The following is a 12,426-nucleotide window of genomic DNA, read 5'->3' as shown; positions in this document are numbered from 1 at the left end:
GGGAACCATGATGCTCGCATATCCGATCAAGCCCGATTTGACGCCTGGAGATCCTGTCGAACTGATCGATGGCGCGCCCGTATCGGCTACTGAGATGACGCTTTCCGTGCCGCCGGCAGTGCCGGAGGGGGTTGGCGTCTATTACGACCGCGCGACGAGACAATGGATCGTCTCGGCCGAACCGCTGGTCGAGGAGCCGGCGGATTACGGAACCATCGTCACCGTCCTGGCCTTCCGTCAGCGCTTCAGCCTGGCCGAGCGGCAGGCCATCGAGATGGGGGCGCTCGACGATCCAGCCGGTACGGTCGAGGAGCGCGCCCGGGCTGCCGCGCTGCGTGTCCACCAGGCAGACCTCGCCGCGGCGGCCTTCGTCGATCTGGGGGCAGTCGAAACCCGAGCCGGCGTGCAGCAGATGGAGGCGTTTGGCCTGCTTGCCGCGGGGCGTGCCGCCGAGATCCTGGACACACCCGTGCAAACGCATGAGCTGCCGTAGATGGCCAGCAAACTCGACCTTTATCGCCCCGACCACGGCCGCCGGCCGTATTGGCTCGGCCTGCTGATCGCGCTCGACCAGTTCGTCAACGCGGCGCTGGGCGGCTACGTCGACGAGACGCTGAGCAGCCGGGCGCATCGCGAGGGCTGGGTCCTGGCCGAGCGCCTGATCGACCGCCTGTTCTGGTGGGACCGTCAGGGCGAGATCCACCATTGCGAGCTGGCGTTCTATGGCGAGCTGGCCCGCGAGCATTTCCCGCCGGCGGTAGAGCCCGAGCCACTACCGGTCCGCCTCCTGTAGCGCGCCACGCTACAAGTCCCGCCGCTACCCGATCCGCATCACCCACGCCACCCTGCGCAGGACCACCCGCCTGCGCAGGAGCCCCCCATGCCCGGTGACTACCACCACGGGATACGAACCGTCGAACTCACCGACGGCACGCGCCCGATCCGTACCGTTTCCACTGCCGTCATCGGCATCGTCTGCACCGGCAGCGATGCCGATGCCGCGGCATTTCCGCTCGACACCCCGGTGCTGCTGACCGACGTCCAGACTGCCATCGGCAAGGCCGGCGACCTGGGCACCCTGGCCCCGAGCCTGGACGCCATCGCCGATCAGACCAACGCCGTCACCGTGGTGGTGCGCGTGGCCGACGGCGAGGGCGCAGACGCTGCCGCCCAGGCGGCCGACCAGGTCAGCAAGATCGTTGGCACCACCACGGCCCAAGGCCAGATGACCGGCCTCAAGGCCTTGCTGGCCAGCCAGGCCCGGCTCGGCGTCAAACCGCGCCTCCTCGGCGTGCCGGGCCTCGACAGCCTGCCGGTGGCCACCGAGCTGGCCAGCATCGCCCAGAAGCTGCGCGCCATGTCCTATGTCTCGGCCTGGGACTGCGCCACCAAGGAGGAGGCGGTAGCCTACCGCGACGGCCTCGGCGCCCGCGAAACCATGCTCATCTGGCCCGACTTTCTGGCCTGGGACACCGTCACCAGCAGCACCCTGGCGGCCCCGGCCGTCGCCCGTGCGCTCGGCTTGCGCGCCAAGATCGACAACGAGGTGGGCTGGCACAAGACCCTCTCCAACGTCCCGGTCAACGGCGTGACCGGCATCAGCGCGGACGTGTTCTGGGACCTGCAGGACCCGGCCACCGACGCCGGGTACCTGAACGAAAACGAGGTCACTACGCTCATCAGGCGCGACGGCTTCCGCTTTTGGGGCTCGCGCACCTGCAGCGCCGACCCGCTGTTCGCCTTCGAGAGCGCCGTCCGCACCGCCCAGGTACTGGCCGACACCATCGCCGAGGGGCTCTTCTGGGCATCCGACAAGCCCCTGCACCCGAGCCTGGTGCGCGACATCCTGGAAACCATCAACGCCAAATTCCGCGAGCTGACACGCCTCGGTTATCTCATCGGTGCCGAGGCTTGGTACGACCCGGCCCTCAACGACCAGACCACTCTGAAGGCCGGCAAGTTGTACATCGACTACGACTACACCCCGGTCCCGCCGCTGGAAGACCTGACGCTCCAGCAGCGCATCACCGATCGCTATTTCGCGGACTTCGCCAGCCGCATCACCGCCTGATAGGAGAGCGCCATGGCACTGCCCCGGAAACTGAAAAACCTGAATCTGTTCAACGACGGCAACAGCTACCTCGGCGTCGCGCGCACCATCACTTTGCCGCCCCTGGCCCGCAAGATGGAAAGTTACAGGGGCGGCGGCATGAACGGCCCGGTCAAGGTCGACCAGGGCATGAGCGACGATGGTATCCAGCTCGAATGGACGCTGGGCGGCCTCGACCTGGTCGTGCTGCGCCAGTTCGGCGCCACCACCGCGGATGCGGTGCTGCTGCGCTTCGCTGGCTCCTACCAGCGCGACGATACCGCCGAGATCAGCGCCGTCGAGGTCGTCGTCCGTGGCCGCCATGAGGAGATCAACCTGGGCGACGCCGAGCCCGGCGAAGACACCGAGGTCAGCATCGTCACGACCTGCAGCTACTACAAACTGATCGTCGACGGAAACACGGAAATCGAGATCGACCTGCTCAACATGATCGAGATCGTCAATGGCGTCGACATGCTCGCCGCCCAGCGCGCCGCCATCGGTATGTAACGCATGCCCGGCCACCATCCGCCGGCGCGCTCGCCGGCACCACTCAGGAGCACTGTCATGACCAGCACCACCAAGACCATCACCCTCGACACCCCCATCCAGCGCGGCGAGCAGATCATCACCAGCGTCGAGCTGCGCAAGCCCGACGCCGGCAGCCTGCGCGGCGTCAGCCTCACCGATGTGCTGCGGATGGACGTCAATGCCCTGATCACCGTGCTGCCGCGTATCAGCACGCCGGCGCTCACCCAGCCGGAACTGATGCGCCTGGACCCGGCGGACCTAGTCCAGTTGGGCAGCGAGGTCGCCGCTTTTTTGCTGCCGAAGTCCGCGCAGGTGGATGTCTCCCCCGGCATGTAGAGGACGCCATGGCGGACATCGCGGTGGTTTTCCACTGGGCGCCGGCGGACCTGGACCCGCTGAGCCTCACCGAACTGATGGAGTGGCGCGAACGCGCCCGCCAGCGTAGCGAGACAGGGCAGAAACATGGCGCGTGATCTGAGTTTGCAAGTCCGCCTGAGCGCGATAGACCGGATCACCGCGCCGTTGCGCCGCATCGTCCAGGGTAGCGGCGCCCTGGCCCAGGCGATGAAGGCCAGCCAGGACCAGCTCAAGGCCTTGAATCAGCAGCAGCGCGACTTGAGCGGCTATCGCCAGACGAATGTCGAGATCGCCCGGCAGACCAAGGCTATCCAGGCACTGCAGGCCAGGACCCGCGAGCACACCCAACTGCTGGAAAAGCAGCGGGCCGTGCATGTCAACCTCAAGGGCAACCTGAAGGCGGCCCAGACGCAGTACAACAAGCTGGCCAAGGCACTGATCGAGGGCAAGGGCGAGACGGCCAGCTTCCACTTCGAGCTGGAGAAGGCCCAGATCAAGCTGCAATCCGCCCAGCAGGCCTTCAACCGCTCGTCCAGCACGATCAAGACCTACAAGGACCGTATTCGCCAGGCTGACAGTCAGCTTGCCCAACTCGGCAGCCAGCAGCAGAACAGCCAGGAACGTCTGGCCGGCTACAAGCGGCGGCTCGACGAGGCCGGCATCGGGACGGAGCGCCTGGGCAGTCGGGCCCGGCAACTGCGCGGCGAACAGGAACGCCTCAACGCCGTGCTCGAGGCGCAGAAAGCCCGGCTCGCTGCCGTCACCGCGCAGCAGGAGCGGCTGACCAAGGCACAGAAGAGCTACGAACGCGCCCAGGCCGTGGCCGGCAAGATCGCCATCGGCGGGGCTGCCAGCTTGGCGAACGGCTACGCGCTGTCCCGCCCGCTGTCTGCCGTGATGGACGCCTACGCGCCAGCCGAGGACGCCGCAGCCCAGTTGCGCGCTTCGATGATGGGTGCCGATGGCAGCGTCTCGGCGGACTTCGAAAAGATCAGCGCCTTGGCCACCCGCTTGGGCGACCGCCTGCCCGGGACCACCGCGCAGTTCCAGGAAATGATGACCATGTTGCGCCGGCAGGGCATCAGCGCACAGTCGATCCTCGGCGGTACCGGCGAGGCGGCGGCCTACCTGGCGGTCCAGCTCAAGATGGGCAGCAGCGAGGCGGCCGAGTTCGCGGCCAAGATGCAGGACTCCACGCGCACGACTGAGGCTGACATGATGGGGCTGATGGACACGATCCAGCGCACCTTCTATCTCGGCGTCGATCCGACCAACATGCTCCAAGGGTTCGCCTCGATCTCGCCAGCGCTGTCGATGATCCGCAAAAGTGGGCTGGAGGCAGCCAACACCCTGGCCCCGCTACTGGTCATGATGGATCAGGCCGGTATGTCCGGAGAGTCGGCCGGCAACGCCCTGCGCAACGTGTTCCAGTCTGGATTCAAGACTGACAAGGTTGCCAAGGCCAACAAGATGCTGAAGAAGCTCGGCATCAGCCTCGACTTCACGGACGGAAAAGGCGAGTTCGGCGGACTGGAGAAGCTGTTCGCCCAGTTGCAGAAGCTCCAGAAGCTGACCACGGAAAAGCGCACCGCCGTCATCAGCGAGATATTCGGCGACGACTCGCAGAACCTGCAGGTGCTCAATACCTTGATTGACAAGGGCCTGGATGGCTACCGCGAAGTCGAGGCCAAGATGAAGGCCCAGGCCGACCTGCGCAAGCGCGTCGACGACCAGCTCAAGACCCTGACCAATGTCATCGACGCAGCCCAAGGCAGTTGGACCAACGCCATGGCTGAGTTCGGCGCAGCCGTGGCTCCGGAACTGAAGGGCTTGATCCAGTGGCTCGGCAACGTCGCCAGTGGCATTGGCGCCTGGGCGCGGGAAAATCCGCAACTGGCCGGGACGCTGGTCAAGGTGACAGCAGGCATCGGGGCTCTGGCGGCGGCTGGTGGTGCGCTGGCCATCGGCATGGCCGGGTTGATCGGGCCGTTCGCCATGGCCAAGCTCGGCCTCAGCGTCTTCGGCATCCAGGCCGGTAGCGCCATGGCGAGCACGGGGCTGTTGGGCAAGGCCCTGGGAGGACTTTCGACCAGCCTGTCGGGGCTGGGCGCGGCCTGGCAAGCCGCCTCGCTCGGGACCGTCCTCACCGCGCTACCGGGACGCCTCAAGGCCGCCGCCAGCGCGGCCAAGGCCTGGGTGGCCAGCGCCGGTAGCGCCCTGGTCGGCAGTTTCCGGGCGGCCGGCAGCTCCGCCCTGGCATTCGCCACCGCGCCCTTGCGGTGGGTGATCAAGGGACTGCGCGAGGCCGCGCTCGCGGCGTGGATGAATATCCGCGTCAACGGCTTGCTCGGCGCCAGTTGGAACGGCATCAAGGCGGGGGCCGGTGGCCTGCTGGCGGTGCTGCGCGGCGGCTTCTCCGCCGTGCTCGGCGGTGCCGCCGGCGCCTTGCGTCTGTTCGGGCAGGCCATCGTGTTCGCGGGACGTGCCCTGCTGCTCAACCCCATCGGCTTGACTATCTCGGCGCTGGCCCTGGCCGGCATGGCCTTGCTCAAGTATTGGCAGCCGGTCAAGGCCTTTTTCGGCGGCTTCTGGCAAGGCTTCACCCAGGGGCTCGAACCGCTGGCCCCGGCCTTCGCGGCGCTGGGGAGCGCCTTGGCGCCGCTCAAGCCGCTCTGGGACGGTATCGCCGGAGCCATGTCGGCCGCGTGGCAGTGGGTCAGCCGGCTGTTCGCCCCGTTCCAGGCGACGGCCACCGAACTCCAGAATGCCACCAGCCGGGGCCAGGCCTTCGGCCTCTGGCTGGCCGGGCTGGTCAACTCCCTGACAGCCATCGCCGGCAAGATGTTCGGCTTCGGGGTCGACATTGTGAAAGGGCTGATCAACGGCATTCTCAGCATGAAGAATACCGTCCTCGGTGTTATCGGTGGTATTGGCAGCAGCATCACCGGCTTGTTCTCGAAGGATCAGGAGATCCACAGCCCGAGCCGCGTATGGGCCCAGTTGGGCAACTACACGATGCAGGGCCTCGAACAGGGCCTGCTGAAGGGGCAGGGCGGGCCGCTCGGCGCCATCGCCGATCTGAGTCGGCAGCTCACCCAGGCCGGCGCGCTCACCGTGGGCCTGGGCGCGGCCGGCGGTGCGCTGGCGATCGACAACCGCCCGCCGCTGGCCGCTGGCGGTGCGGCGCCCATCGTCGTCCAGGGCGACACCATCACGATCAACCTCCAGGTTGGTGCCGGCGGCAACCCGGCCGACCTGGCGCAACAGATCAACCGCATCCTCGACGAGCGCGAGCGGGCCAAGGCCGCCCGCGTGCGCTCCCGCCTGCACGATCAGGAGTGACCCAGCATGATGATGGCCCTCGGGCAATTCGTTTTTTCCCTGTCGACCCTGGCCTACCAAGAGTTCCAGCGCCAGACAGACTGGCGGCATGGCTCGACCAGCCGCATCGGCGTCCGCCCGGCGCGGCAGTTCTTGGGGCCGGGTGACGACAGCATCACCCTGCCGGGCGTGCTGCTGCCCGAGCTAACCGGCGGCATCCCCAGCCTCGACGAGGTGCGCGAGATGGCCGACACCGGCCGCGCTTGGGTCCTGGTCGAGGGTACCGGGCGGCTCTACGGGCTGTGGGTCATCGAGAGCCTGAGCGAGACGCGCAGCCTGTTTTTCAGCGACGGCACTGCCCGGCGCATCGAGTTCAGCCTGGTGCTCAAGCGCGTGGACGACGACCGGATCGACCTGCTCGGAACGCTGGTCAGCACGGCAGCCAATCAGCTCCTCGAGGAGCTGCTATGACCGACGCCTACCCGTACCCGATCTGCCGCGTGGTGGTGGACGGCCGCGACATCACCGCGGCCATCAGCCCGCGCCTGATCGCCATCAGCCTCACCGACAACCGCGGCCTCGAGGCGGACACTCTGGACATCCAGCTCAGCGACCACGACGGCCTGCTCGCCATCCCGCCGCGTGGCGCTACCGTGCGGCTCTGGCTGGGCTGGAGCGACAGCGGGCTGGTCGACAAGGGCTCATATACGGTGGACGAAACCGAGCACAGCGGCGCCCCGGACGTGCTGTCGATCCGCGCCCGCTCGGCCGATCTGCGCGAGGGGCTGAAGACCAAGCGGGAAAGGAGCTGGGACCAGAAGGCCCTGGGCGACGTCATCAAGGCCATCGCCACCAGCAACGGCCTCACAGCCGTCATCGCGCCGGGCCTCGCGCAGATCCCGCTGGCCCACCTGGACCAGGCCAACGAGAGCGACGCCAACCTGCTGGCCCGCCTGGGCGAGCAGCACGACGCCATCGCCACCGTGAAGGCCGGTCGGCTGCTATTCATGTCGGCGGGCAAGAGCGCCACCGCCAGCGGCCTGCCGCTACCGCACATCACCCTGACCCGCGCCGATGGCGACCAGCACCGCTTCCTGCAGGCCGACCGCGACAGCTACAGCGGCGTGCGCGCCTACTACTACGACGTCAACTCGGCCGAGAAGAAGGAGGCGATCGCCGGCGAAAAGGACAATCTCAAGGACCTGCGCCACGTCTACACCGACCAGACCAGCGCCCTGAACGCCGCCCGGGGCGAGTGGAGCCGCCTGCAGCGCGGCACGGCGACCCTCAGCTACACCCTGGCCAGGGGCCGGCCGGACCTGATCCCCGAGCTGACCTACAGCCTGAGCGGCATCAAGGATGAGATCGCCGCCATCACCTGGCTGGGCTCGCATGTGGCGCACAGCGTCACGGCCGACGCCTACACCACCAGCCTGGAACTGGAGTCCAAGCTGCCGGACGGCGATGAAGTGCTCGACCTGGCGGAGGAGGTCGGCGACTACACCGGCGTGCTCGCCTGGTACCGGGACGAGAAGACCGGCAAGCAGCACAGGGTCACGGCTGGCGACCAGACCCGACCCAGGCGGCTGACGCACCTCTACGCCAGCAAGAGCAGTGCGGAGCGGGCGGTGGAGAAGGAGTGGAAGAAGATGCAGGCGGCCCGGTCGGGCGTTTGAGGTTGCCGCTTCAGTAAAGTGCAATGGTTGCACCATGCAGCCATTGCACTCATACTGCGCCCATGCCAACGATCAAACGCCTACCGACCTGCACTATCACCCTCTACGCGGGGGACCACCTGCCGCCACACTTCCACGTACGCATGCAGGACGGTCGCGAAACCCTGGTGGAAATCGCCAGCCTGTCCGTGCTGTCCGGTCGCATCGCCCGCCGCGAACTGGCGGCAGCCCTGGCCTGGGCCGCCGAGAATCAAGCGCTGTTGAGCGCCAAATGGGAGGAACTGAATCCATGAGCAACCGCCATTTCACCCTGACCGGCGTCGAAGTCGTAGCGCCTTCCACCCTGCACCTGGACTACGCCGATGGCGCACGACTGACGGTCGACCTGGCCGACACCATCGCCCGTCATCCCACCTTGGCCCCTCTGGCCGATCCGGCGGTGTTCGCCACCGCGGCAGTCGGCGAATGGGGCGGCAGCGTGGTCTGGAACAACGATGACGCCCTGGAGCTGGCCGCCGACAACCTGCGCGCCCGCGCCGTGGAACAAGCCGGCGGCTACTCGCACGAGCTGATCTGGAATTGGATGGCCCGGCACAAGCTGAGCCTGGATGGCGCCGCCGAGGCCCTGGGGCTGAGCCGCCGCATGCTCGCCTACTACCGCAGCGGCGCCAAGCCGGTACCGCGTACCGTGGCCCTGGCCTTGCTGGGCTGGGAAGTCGAGCAGCACAGAGCCGCTTGACCTGAAGAAAACCCTGGCTCAGGGCCGGGGTCTGCCTTCAGTTATATCCTGGCCGGGGGCCGGCCGGACCTAATCCCCGAGCTGACCTACACCCTGACCGGCATCAAGGACGAGATCGCTGCCATCATTTGGCTGGGCGCCCATTTTGCCCACAGTTTCACGGCTGCGCCTACAACACCAGCCTAGAGCTGGAATCCAAACTGCCGGACGCGGCCGAGATCTTGGATTTGGCCGAGGAGACGACCGACTACTGCAGGCGAAGCAAGCATGAAGAGAGCGCCCAGGGTTCTTCTTTTATATATGGGTTTGGAGGCCCAGGCAGTGGGGGGGATGATAGCGTATACTCATACCATTAGGCAGGTTTGCCAGGATACAGATGTAACGATAAGGAATTTTGGATGGGTGGTATACCGAAGCCTGATCCTTCGATCGTCAGTGGTTTCAAAGTTTCGTTTGTAGAGGGAAATAGGAAATATTACTTCGATCCTGAAGAGCAGCTGTACTACTCATGGGATTCACTTCATGGAGAGTTTGAAGTATTTAATCGGCGTGGTTTTCACTTGGGCTCGGTCTGTCCTACTACCGGGATTACGCTAAAACCAGCCGTTCGCGGCCGTAGGATTAACCCGAACTGAGGTGCCATATGAGTTTTATTGAGCTTTGCCTAAAAGGCGACGTGCTAGAAGAAGAAATCGACCAGTTTGTCGAGGCTTGGCATGAAGGCCGCGACGGTGTGGATGTAGAGCTTCATGATTATTTGGGTATGAATTGGAGTGAGTACCAGCTGTGGGCTACGACGCCTTCCATTTTGCCTTTCATTTTGACTGCTCGTAAGAACAGGATTTCTTTGGAGCAGGAAATGGAACAGGATCGATACGCTATGGCAGCTAGAGCCCGCTCACCAGGCGAGGCTGCTCGAATTGATGCGTGGTTACGTGAAAAGGGAAAAATATAGTGACTCCTGAGGAAAAAATGGCCAACCGTGTTTTGGCTATTCGTGGCTTGAGGCCTCCCTTCGATTTGGAGTTGTTGGCGGCTCACTATGGTGAGTTGGAGTTTCTCGATATTCCATTTGGTGTCGATGGAATCACAGTTGGTATTGGTGGTAAAAGTAAGCCGAAAATATTGATCAATGACTCTATTTCTGTCACGCGTAAAAAATTTACTTTAGCACATGAGATTGGTCATATTGTTATCCCTTGGCATACTGGTACTATTGTTTCGCATATAGATTCAGGTGAAGTAAGCTCTGCATATCTGCAGATGGAGGCAGAAGCTAACAGATTTGCTGCAGAGCTACTTATGCCAACGAGCTGGCTCGTTGATATGTTTCAGAAATCTGAAACTGTGGAGGCGTATTTCAGGTCGGTACTTGATACAGTAGGGGCTTCGAAAGAGGCGACATTCTACAAGCTTTTCAAGCCATTGCCATCTCCTGTTGTCTGCGTTCATGTAGATCATGATTGGAACTTATTGAGCTGTCAGCGATCTTTTTCTGCGCCATACCGATCTTTGCAAAATGGCCCTATTACGCGAGAGGTTTTTGGAAATGATAACAAGTTTGAAACTTTTGTTATCGATGACAATATTTATCTGAGCTGGATATTTATTGGTCGAGAGATTCAAGAGGTTGACCAAAGGCCATGGCGTGAAGTGTATACCGAAATTCTCGGCAGTACAGGGATGGAGCATTCTCTACAGAGAATTAATGGGGTTCTGGCTGCTGCCTATAATAAGAGTAGAGGGAGTAGTGAGTCGGAAATATGTGGTGCTATTCTTCGTGCTTTTGCCAGTCATGATGATTTAGGGTCAGTCTTAAATCATCCACTCTTTGAACAATATGTAATCAAGCGAGTGAAAGACATGAAGCAGCGCTCTTAGGTATCAGCGAGAGATGCTGTCTACACCTTGACCGGCATCAAGGACAAGATCGCCGCCATCATCTGGTTGGGTGCCCATGTCGCCCACAGCTTCACGGCCGACGCCTACACCACCAGCCTGGAACTGGAGTCCAAGCTGCCGGACGGTGAGGAGGTCCTCGACTTGGCGGAGGAGGTCGGCGACTACACCGGCGTGCTGGCCTGGTACTGGGACGAGAAGACGGGCAAGGAGAGTAGGGTCACCGCTGACGACTAGACCCGGCCCAAGCGTCTGACGCCGCTTTACACGAGCAAGGCTGCGGCAGAGCACTCGGTGGAGCGGGAGTGGAAGAGGGTGCAAACGGTATAGATAGATCCTAATGCACCCTATACAAGCCATATATTCAGCGCATTGGCTCAGAAAATATTTCTGACTTCTCAACTGGCGCAGTAATTCCATATGTACTGCAAGCTGAGGCGACTATATCATAGAACCATTGCTCAGCCAGCGGAGAAATATATATTTTATTAATCAGTATATTTAAATCGCAGTTAACATTTACTCCTGGAGTGGGAGTTATTGCCTCAATCTCGTCTTCTGAGCGACCTCTGGTAACAACCCCGTTCGGAGTTATGTCTGGAATGAGATCTCCATCAATATTAAAGAAGCCTTTTTCAGACTTGATTTCTTTGTGGGTTACTGATGTATCGCAATACGCAAGTCTGAACTCTTTTTCATACTCGAAGCTCATTCTTTTATGGATGATTGGAGTGAAGGCGCTATTTTCATCAATAACAAATTTCTCGCTAGAATAATTCCCATAAATGACTTTGCCGCCATATATATCAAGTGAGCAGTTTTCTAAGGCGCCTTCTAAACGCTCCTCGCAGGAAACAATAGCAATGCCTTCATTTCGCTTCGAATAAATATCCCACATTGCTGCTGACTCATGGTCGTTCATGTGCCAGCAATTTATAAAATAAGCACGTCGCATTGCAAAGGCTTGCCGTATACGAAGTTCAGCAAGCTCTTTCATTCGATTAAGGCCGATAGAAAGGTCTGTTTCGCCGCGTTTTAGAAAGCCGGAGAGACGGCCTTTTAGCTCGCTGGGAACATCTTCCACTGCATTCCATGAGCGATGGAGAAAACGTGATGATGGTAAAGTTCCTTCAAAAGGGTCGCCTTGAGCCATTAACTCAAGATTGTAAAAGAACAACGATTTTGGCTGTAACAATGAGAGGAATTTAGGCAGCCCCATATAGCGCCAAAGAAGTGATTGCTTACTAATAGGAGGATGAAAGACAGGATGTTTCCTAATGAGCGGCATACTTTTGATCCTAAAAATTTATCTCGCCTAGCAACTATGAAAGCGCTCTTAAACTCATGATCGTCGGCCAATGGCTATGAGGAGAAAACTAAAATAAATACACATCCATACGCAACTCTTCACTTGCTTGGCTAAGGGTCTTAGTTGCTCTGGCGCAATAAGGCAGGAGGCTTTCTAGTTTTGTTGAAGTAGTAGCTGTTTTTAAACTCGTCATGTAGGTCCATGTCGTCAATCTCTTTGGATCCGTTTGCCAATCAATACGTAGTTCATATCCACCCTCTGCAGCGCCAGATAGGGCATCAGTTGTGTGGTCAATGGCCGCTGACTACCTTGCTCGATGGCACGCCCTTTTTTAATGCCGATCCCCAGCAGGGTAGCGAATTCAGCTTGAGTGAATCCCAGGCGCTCCCGTTCTTCGGCAATGCGCTGGCCGTAGTGGCGTTGGTCTAGGGGAGAGGATTCAGAAGCAGGGGAATAGGAAGAGGTGGCCATGGACATCCATGTCTGCCCGATAAGTTCTCAATAG

The 12,426-nt window shown here is 61.4% G+C and carries 17 protein-coding genes and 1 pseudogene; 16 read left to right on the top strand and 2 right to left on the bottom strand.

Annotation, left to right across the window (positions count from 1 at the left end; all coding sequences use genetic code 11):
* Window positions 1–7: 7 nt before the first annotated feature.
* The 16 genes and pseudogenes from AVCA_RS17025 (at window position 8) to AVCA_RS16975 (ending at window position 10,849) form a co-directional block, all read left to right on the top strand.
* Window positions 8–493, top strand: coding sequence for a hypothetical protein (locus tag AVCA_RS17025; protein WP_012702262.1), 486 nt, complete (start codon window positions 8–10; stop codon window positions 491–493).
* Window positions 494–793, top strand: a complete 300-nt coding sequence (locus tag AVCA_RS17020) for a hypothetical protein (RefSeq protein WP_012702261.1) — start codon at window positions 494–496, stop codon at window positions 791–793.
* An 87-nt stretch (window positions 794–880) separates the two neighbouring features.
* Complete coding sequence (locus AVCA_RS17015; protein ID WP_012702260.1) at window positions 881–2,071, top strand: phage tail sheath protein; 1,191 nt, start codon at window positions 881–883, stop codon at window positions 2,069–2,071.
* 12 nt (window positions 2,072–2,083) lie between these two features.
* Window positions 2,084–2,599 carry a phage major tail tube protein gene (locus tag AVCA_RS17010; protein ID WP_012702259.1) on the top strand — a complete coding sequence of 172 codons (516 nt, stop codon included), beginning with the start codon at window positions 2,084–2,086 and terminating at the stop codon, window positions 2,597–2,599.
* A 57-nt stretch (window positions 2,600–2,656) separates the two neighbouring features.
* Window positions 2,657–2,956, top strand: coding sequence for a phage tail assembly protein (locus AVCA_RS17005; protein ID WP_012702258.1), 300 nt, complete (start codon window positions 2,657–2,659; stop codon window positions 2,954–2,956).
* Window positions 2,957–2,964: 8 nt separating this feature from the next.
* Entirely contained in the window at window positions 2,965–3,093 is a 129-nt protein-coding gene (locus AVCA_RS25355) for a GpE family phage tail protein (protein ID WP_012702257.1), read from the top strand.
* Window positions 3,083–6,319, top strand: coding sequence for a phage tail tape measure protein (locus AVCA_RS16995; protein WP_012702256.1), 3,237 nt, complete (start codon window positions 3,083–3,085; stop codon window positions 6,317–6,319). The genes AVCA_RS25355 and AVCA_RS16995 overlap by 11 nt, the downstream gene beginning before the upstream one ends.
* A 6-nt stretch (window positions 6,320–6,325) precedes the next feature.
* Window positions 6,326–6,769, top strand: a complete 444-nt coding sequence (locus AVCA_RS16990; protein ID WP_012702255.1) for a phage tail protein — start codon at window positions 6,326–6,328, stop codon at window positions 6,767–6,769.
* A complete protein-coding gene (locus AVCA_RS16985; protein ID WP_012702254.1) occupies window positions 6,766–7,974 on the top strand; it encodes a phage late control D family protein in 1,209 nt (402 codons plus the stop codon). The genes AVCA_RS16990 and AVCA_RS16985 overlap by 4 nt, the downstream gene beginning before the upstream one ends.
* A gap of 62 nt (window positions 7,975–8,036) precedes the next feature.
* Window positions 8,037–8,267, top strand: coding sequence for a DUF4160 domain-containing protein (locus tag AVCA_RS25350; protein ID WP_139239908.1), 231 nt, complete (start codon window positions 8,037–8,039; stop codon window positions 8,265–8,267).
* Window positions 8,264–8,713 carry a DUF2442 domain-containing protein gene (locus AVCA_RS16980; RefSeq protein WP_236616248.1) on the top strand — a complete coding sequence of 150 codons (450 nt, stop codon included), beginning with the start codon at window positions 8,264–8,266 and terminating at the stop codon, window positions 8,711–8,713. Before AVCA_RS25350 ends, AVCA_RS16980 begins: the two co-directional genes overlap by 4 nt.
* Window positions 8,714–8,743: 30 nt before the next feature.
* Window positions 8,744–8,955: pseudogene (locus AVCA_RS26890) on the top strand (phage late control D family protein); the annotation flags it as partial.
* A 156-nt stretch (window positions 8,956–9,111) separates the two neighbouring features.
* Entirely contained in the window at window positions 9,112–9,348 is a 237-nt protein-coding gene (locus AVCA_RS25345; RefSeq protein WP_072432518.1) for a colicin E3/pyocin S6 family cytotoxin, read from the top strand.
* 8 nt (window positions 9,349–9,356) lie between these two features.
* Window positions 9,357–9,668 (top strand): hypothetical protein, encoded by a 312-nt coding sequence (locus AVCA_RS25340; RefSeq protein WP_072432517.1) that lies wholly within the window; start codon window positions 9,357–9,359, stop codon window positions 9,666–9,668.
* Window positions 9,668–10,594, top strand: a complete 927-nt coding sequence (locus AVCA_RS25335; protein WP_236616245.1) for an ImmA/IrrE family metallo-endopeptidase — start codon at window positions 9,668–9,670, stop codon at window positions 10,592–10,594. The genes AVCA_RS25340 and AVCA_RS25335 overlap by 1 nt, the downstream gene beginning before the upstream one ends.
* A 27-nt stretch (window positions 10,595–10,621) precedes the next feature.
* A complete protein-coding gene (locus tag AVCA_RS16975; protein ID WP_012702250.1) occupies window positions 10,622–10,849 on the top strand; it encodes a hypothetical protein in 228 nt (75 codons plus the stop codon).
* A gap of 127 nt (window positions 10,850–10,976) precedes the next feature.
* Here AVCA_RS16975 and AVCA_RS25330 read toward each other — a convergent pair whose 3' ends face one another.
* Together AVCA_RS25330 and AVCA_RS16970 are read right to left on the bottom strand one after the other, a co-directional pair.
* Window positions 10,977–11,900, bottom strand: coding sequence for a DUF2971 domain-containing protein (locus AVCA_RS25330; RefSeq protein WP_236616235.1), 924 nt, complete (start codon window positions 11,898–11,900; stop codon window positions 10,977–10,979).
* Window positions 11,901–12,128: 228 nt separating this feature from the next.
* A complete protein-coding gene (locus AVCA_RS16970; RefSeq protein WP_236616233.1) occupies window positions 12,129–12,392 on the bottom strand; it encodes a helix-turn-helix domain-containing protein in 264 nt (87 codons plus the stop codon).
* Window positions 12,393–12,426 lie beyond the last annotated feature (34 nt).

Origin of the sequence: Azotobacter vinelandii CA, from assembly GCF_000380335.1 — a bacterium.
GTDB lineage: Bacteria > Pseudomonadota > Gammaproteobacteria > Pseudomonadales > Pseudomonadaceae > Azotobacter > Azotobacter vinelandii.
The sequence above is the reverse complement of the archived record's forward strand: the minus strand, read 5'-3'. Positions and strand labels throughout refer to the sequence as shown.

Excerpts from the sequence above, each read along its gene's own strand:
- AVCA_RS16970 (WP_236616233.1), bottom strand. The coding sequence starts at position 12,392 with ATGGCCACCTCTTCCTATTCCCCTGCTTCTGAATCCTCTCCCCTAGAC.
- AVCA_RS25340 (WP_072432517.1), top strand. The coding sequence starts at position 9,357 with ATGAGTTTTATTGAGCTTTGCCTAAAAGGCGACGTGCTAGAAGAAGAA.
- AVCA_RS16980 (WP_236616248.1), top strand. The coding sequence starts at position 8,264 with ATGAGCAACCGCCATTTCACCCTGACCGGCGTCGAAGTCGTAGCGCCT.
- AVCA_RS16985 (WP_012702254.1), top strand. The coding sequence starts at position 6,766 with ATGACCGACGCCTACCCGTACCCGATCTGCCGCGTGGTGGTGGACGGC.
- AVCA_RS17015 (WP_012702260.1), top strand. The coding sequence starts at position 881 with ATGCCCGGTGACTACCACCACGGGATACGAACCGTCGAACTCACCGAC.
- AVCA_RS25330 (WP_236616235.1), bottom strand. The coding sequence starts at position 11,900 with ATGCCGCTCATTAGGAAACATCCTGTCTTTCATCCTCCTATTAGTAAG.
- AVCA_RS17010 (WP_012702259.1), top strand. The coding sequence starts at position 2,084 with ATGGCACTGCCCCGGAAACTGAAAAACCTGAATCTGTTCAACGACGGC.
- AVCA_RS25345 (WP_072432518.1), top strand. The coding sequence starts at position 9,112 with ATGGGTGGTATACCGAAGCCTGATCCTTCGATCGTCAGTGGTTTCAAA.
- AVCA_RS16995 (WP_012702256.1), top strand. The coding sequence starts at position 3,083 with ATGGCGCGTGATCTGAGTTTGCAAGTCCGCCTGAGCGCGATAGACCGG.
- AVCA_RS17025 (WP_012702262.1), top strand. The coding sequence starts at position 8 with ATGATGCTCGCATATCCGATCAAGCCCGATTTGACGCCTGGAGATCCT.
- AVCA_RS17005 (WP_012702258.1), top strand. The coding sequence starts at position 2,657 with ATGACCAGCACCACCAAGACCATCACCCTCGACACCCCCATCCAGCGC.
- AVCA_RS17020 (WP_012702261.1), top strand. The coding sequence starts at position 494 with ATGGCCAGCAAACTCGACCTTTATCGCCCCGACCACGGCCGCCGGCCG.
- AVCA_RS16990 (WP_012702255.1), top strand. The coding sequence starts at position 6,326 with ATGATGATGGCCCTCGGGCAATTCGTTTTTTCCCTGTCGACCCTGGCC.
- AVCA_RS25355 (WP_012702257.1), top strand. The coding sequence starts at position 2,965 with ATGGCGGACATCGCGGTGGTTTTCCACTGGGCGCCGGCGGACCTGGAC.
- AVCA_RS25350 (WP_139239908.1), top strand. The coding sequence starts at position 8,037 with ATGCCAACGATCAAACGCCTACCGACCTGCACTATCACCCTCTACGCG.